Genomic DNA, 2,773 nt, shown 5'->3' with positions numbered 1-2,773 from the left:
GCAGCAGCGGCTTGACGCCAGAGCCAACGTGATCGGCGGTATTAATGAACAGTTTTATCGTAACCAGCTCGACGCCCTGGGTTATGAAACCGCGACAATTGACCAGTTTCAGAACCTTGATGCCAGCCCGGACCCGGAGTGGGGCGACAAATACCGCTTCTACTGGCAGGTGAATATCCCGGCAGACGCAAACGTGGCCTGGCAAACCTGCATCAGCGCCTGTAACTCGGCAATCCGCACCTGGGGCGACACGGTAGCTGAATGCGTTATCGACAAGCTTTGTCCCTCTCACACCGTCGTTGTTTTTGCTTATCCGGAAGGAACGAAAGATGCACAGAATTGACACCCCAACAGCACAACCCGATAAATTTGGTGCGGGTAAAAATGGGTTTACCAGCGGTGACCCTTCCACCGGACGCCGGGCCACAGATCTGAACAGCGAAATGTGGGATGCTCTTCAGGAGGAAATTTGTCATGTGATTGAATCCTCCGGGCTGGCGCTGAACAAAGAGCAGCATGATCAGCTCTACCAGGCTATTCAGACATTAGTCGATTCAAAAATTCCTGACGCGCTAATCAGAAACAGAAATCTTTCTGACCTGGTTGATAAGGCCGTCGCCCGTTCTAACCTGGGGCTGGGAAAGGCGGCCGTAAAGGATGTCCAGACCGCTAAAGGGGATGCGACGGAGGGGCGTGTGTTAGTCAACGGCCATGCCACTGCAGCGAATGTCGGTGCTGTTCCGGTTGCGGGTGGTGATGTGGCCTGGCTCGATAATGCGAGTCACTATTCAACAAAAGAGGGCGCGTGGCCCGGCGGTGGTGCTTTTCAGAGCCAGCTGGCTGACCGGCGTGCCCTGTTTTATTCCGCCGGTTACAGCGCCGGCGGGAACGTGTATCTGCCCATGACCAAAGCGACCGTGCAGACGACGGGTACCGGGTATCAGGCCGCCATCAGTTACGGGGTGCTGGTCTCCGGAAAAAATGATTTTCCATCCGGCTGTATTCATATTCTCGATGACCAGGGACGCGACCATATCTGGATGTTTAACCCCAATGATAACTCCTTTACCGCGAACGGCTCCATTCGCGCAGGCGCCAGCGTTTATGCAGGCAGGGCGATTTTCGAGCCAGGCGGTAATATCAATGGCGAAATCTGGGGGGGCTGGCTGAGCACATGGCTCGCTAATCAATTTACCGCGCGGGATAACAACATCAATACCCGTGCCACATGGGACTGGGCAAATGGTCAGCTTGCCGCGCGGGACAACAATATTAACACCCGCTCAACATGGGACTGGGTGAATCAGCGTATTGGTGAAGTACAGAGCTGGACGTCGCAGAACTTTGTTTCCAGTGTGCAGCTGGGCGCGGTGATTTCCACCTGGTGGCCTGCCGCGGGCGGTGACGCGCCTGCGGGGTACGTGCTGACAGGAGGAGATTTTAATGAAGACCAGTCTTATGTGCGCTACAAACCCGTACAGTTCTGGACGCGTGGCGGGTGGGTGAATGCGCAGGGGTAAACATGCAAAATATTAAAAATTTCAGGGTTAAACAACCCACCGAAAAAGACACTGAAAAATACGGTGATGCCACTGCCGGTATACGTTTTTTCGAATCAGAAGACGGGCAGGACTGGTATGAGTGCCAGTCCCGGTTTGCGGATAACACGATAAAAATCATGTACGACAGCGAGAATGTTATTCGCTCAGTTATTGATAAGCCGGTGCCGGAACGCGGCAATATTTATGCCGTGTCGATGTTTTCCCCCGAGGGGATGAGCGTTGCAGAAATCAGCGAGAAGTTACCGGAGGGCTTCAGCATCAGGCGCGGGGAATGGGTATTCGACGGTAAAAAAGTGGTTCCGCGCATCTGGTCGAAAGAGGAGTTAATCGCGCAGGCGCAGAAAACAAAATCAGCACTGCTTGATGAAGCCGCACACGTGATAGCACCGCTGCAGGATGCATCAGATGTTGAGATGGCAACGGAGGAAGAGTTACAGCTACTCAAAACCTGGAAAACGTACCGCGTCATGCTGAATCGTGTGGATGTCAGTGCTGCGCCGGATGTCAGGTGGCCGGAAAAAACGAGTGTTTAAACATACGAAAAGGGTCCCCTCCACACATTTTGTACCGGAGGCTATATTTATTTCTTTTTTCTTCCCTGGCGGAAAAAGTAACGATCAAGACGGAGAAATATCCCTAATGCGACGCATATAAACAGGGTAAGGAGAACGGGGGCCAGCAGGCTTTTATCCGACATGAGCGAATGACTCCGGAACACTAATCAAGAAAATAGCTGAATCTGTCTGCTCTGATGGTCTCCAGAGCGTCACTCAGGGATAAAAAGCCATTATAGTATTCCCACGTATTGTAGGTTGATAACATGTTGAGCATCCAGACATTCCCGGATTGATTCCAGGTGATTCTGGCGAACGGGTGAATATTTTTTCTGTTCGTAGTCGAGCGCCATGCAACCGGAATCTCACAAAACTCAACGGCCTGCTCATCAATGCGGAAGATAATATTGGGTTTATCGAGAGCAGCTCTTCCGGGGCTCATTGTTCTGAGGAAGGACTCGACTTCTGCCTTAATGGCGTTGAACTCAAGATCGTTGAAGTTCATCAATCAATGCCTCACTGAACCGCCCCGGAAATCCTGGAGACTAAACTCCTTGAGAAAGAGGCAAACAGGATGACTAAAAATACGCGTTTTTCCCCTGAGGTCCGCCAGCGGGCCATCCGTATGGTTCTGGAGAGTCAGAACGAATACGACTC

General features: G+C 52.1%; 3 protein-coding genes and 1 pseudogene. 3 read left to right on the top strand and 1 reads right to left on the bottom strand.

The genetic code is table 11. From position 1 onward, the window contains the following. The 3 genes and pseudogenes from VGM55_RS12220 to VGM55_RS12210 form a co-directional block, all read left to right on the top strand. Nucleotides 1–343, top strand: a pseudogene (locus VGM55_RS12220) (phage tail protein); the annotation flags it as partial. Continuing rightward, nucleotides 330–1,520, top strand: coding sequence for a hypothetical protein (locus tag VGM55_RS12215; RefSeq protein WP_331635606.1), 1,191 nt, complete (start codon nucleotides 330–332; stop codon nucleotides 1,518–1,520). The pseudogene VGM55_RS12220 and the gene VGM55_RS12215, both read left to right, overlap by 14 nt. Before the next feature lie 2 nt (nucleotides 1,521–1,522). Continuing rightward, complete coding sequence (locus tag VGM55_RS12210; RefSeq protein WP_331635604.1) at nucleotides 1,523–2,095, top strand: tail fiber assembly protein; 573 nt, start codon at nucleotides 1,523–1,525, stop codon at nucleotides 2,093–2,095. A 184-nt stretch (nucleotides 2,096–2,279) separates the two neighbouring features. Here the strand turns inward: VGM55_RS12210 and VGM55_RS12205 are convergent, their stop codons facing one another. After that, nucleotides 2,280–2,621, bottom strand: a complete 342-nt coding sequence (locus VGM55_RS12205; protein WP_331635603.1) for a hypothetical protein — start codon at nucleotides 2,619–2,621, stop codon at nucleotides 2,280–2,282. Nucleotides 2,622–2,773: the final 152 nt, after the last annotated feature.

Origin of the sequence: Cedecea sp. (assembly GCF_036500665.1) — a bacterium.
GTDB lineage: Bacteria > Pseudomonadota > Gammaproteobacteria > Enterobacterales > Enterobacteriaceae > Cedecea.
The sequence above is the reverse complement of the archived record's forward strand: the minus strand, read 5'-3'. Positions and strand labels throughout refer to the sequence as shown.

Bases quoted from the DNA above. Each gene is read 5' to 3' on its own strand.
- VGM55_RS12215 (WP_331635606.1), top strand. From the start codon at position 330: ATGCACAGAATTGACACCCCAACAGCACAACCCGATAAATTTGGTGCG.
- VGM55_RS12210 (WP_331635604.1), top strand. From the start codon at position 1,523: ATGCAAAATATTAAAAATTTCAGGGTTAAACAACCCACCGAAAAAGAC.
- VGM55_RS12205 (WP_331635603.1), bottom strand. From the start codon at position 2,621: ATGAACTTCAACGATCTTGAGTTCAACGCCATTAAGGCAGAAGTCGAG.